Annotated in this window: 2 protein-coding genes; one reads left to right on the forward strand and one right to left on the reverse strand. The window is 68.8% G+C overall.

Translation table 11 applies throughout. The features are described 5' to 3' along the window. On the reverse strand, nucleotides 1-116 hold a 116-nt coding region (locus tag R1101_RS29910; protein ID WP_198420327.1), incomplete at its 3' end, for an NAD-binding protein. Nucleotides 117-254: 138 nt separating this feature from the next. Here R1101_RS29910 and R1101_RS0123525 point away from each other — a divergent pair. Beyond that, a partial coding sequence (locus R1101_RS0123525) for an APC family permease (protein WP_016935620.1) occupies nucleotides 255-1,380 on the forward strand: 1,126 nt, incomplete at its 3' end.

Raw genomic sequence — 1,380 nt, forward strand, 5'->3', positions numbered from 1 at the left:
AGTCGCCCGAACGCACTCTCGTCGCGGTCGATGACCGCGACCTCGTGACCGAGCCGGACGAGGGCGGTGGCCACCGCCGAGCCGACCCGACCACACCCCATCACCACCACGTACACCGTGGACTCCGTTCCGGTCGATCCTTCCGAGACGGACCGCATCGGACCGCCGAACCGAACGGTACCGCGTGACGATCCCCGAGCAGTCGTGACCCGGCCGAGGGGTACTTCCGGACCCGAACCGCATAGGCTTTGCGCGTGTCCAAGCTTTCCACCGCGGCGAAGCGGCTCGTGCTGGGTCGGCCGTTCCGCAGCGACACTCTCGGGCACGAGTTGCTGCCCAAACGCACCGCGCTGCCGGTGTTCGCCTCCGATGCCCTCTCGTCGGTCGCCTACGCGCCCGAGGAGATCTTCCTCGTCCTCTCCGTCGCGGGACTGTCGGCCTACGCGTTCTCTCCGTGGATCGGTCTCGCGGTCGCCTTCGTGCTCGTGATCGTGATCGCCGGTTACCGCCAGACGGTGCGCGCCTACCCATCGGGTGGCGGCGACTACGAGGTGGCCACGAAGAATCTCGGCCCCACGGCCGGACTGACCGTGGGCAGCGCGCTGCTCGTCGACTACGTGCTGACGGTCGCGGTGTCGCTGTCGTCCGCGGCGGCGACGGTCGGATCGGCGGTCCCGTTCGTGGCCCGGCACAAGGTTCTCTTCGTCATCCTCGCGATCGTGTTGCTGACCGCGGTGAACCTGCGCGGTCTCCGGCGGGCCGGACGTGCCTTCGCCGTTCTCACCTATACCTTCGTGGGCTGCATGCTGGTGATGCTCGGAGCCGGCCTGTTCCGGATCTTCGTCCTGGGCGACGAGCTGCGCGCCGAGTCGGCCGATCTCGAACTCGTCGCCCAGCAGACCGACCTGACGGCGCTCGCATTCGTCCTCCTGGTCGCGCGGGCATTCTCGTCGGGGTGCGCCGCGCTGACGGGCGTCGAGGCGATCAGCACGGGTGTGCCGTCCTTCCGGAAGCCGAAGGCACGCAACGCCGCGACGACGTTGCTGGTGCTCGGAGCCATCGCCGTCACGCTGTTCCTCGGGGTGGTCTTCCTCGCCCGACGACTCGGGGTCGTGGTGGCCGAGCACCCCGAGACCCAACTGCGGGGTGCGCCCGAGGGCTACGAGCAGAAGACGCTGCTCGCCCAGCTGGCCCATACCGTCTTCGACGGGATACCGGCCGCGTTCGTCCTGATCACGATCGTCACCGCCGTGATCCTCGTGCTCGCCGCCAACACCGCGTTCAACGGATTCCCCGTGCTCGGCTCGGTTCTCGCGCAGAACCGCTACCTGCCGCGCCAGTTCCACACGCGTGGTGACCGCCTCGCGTTCAGCAACGGCA

This window comes from Rhodococcus sp. R1101, assembly GCF_000278445.1.
In the GTDB taxonomy this organism is placed as follows: Bacteria; Actinomycetota; Actinomycetes; order Mycobacteriales; family Mycobacteriaceae; genus Rhodococcus; species Rhodococcus gordoniae.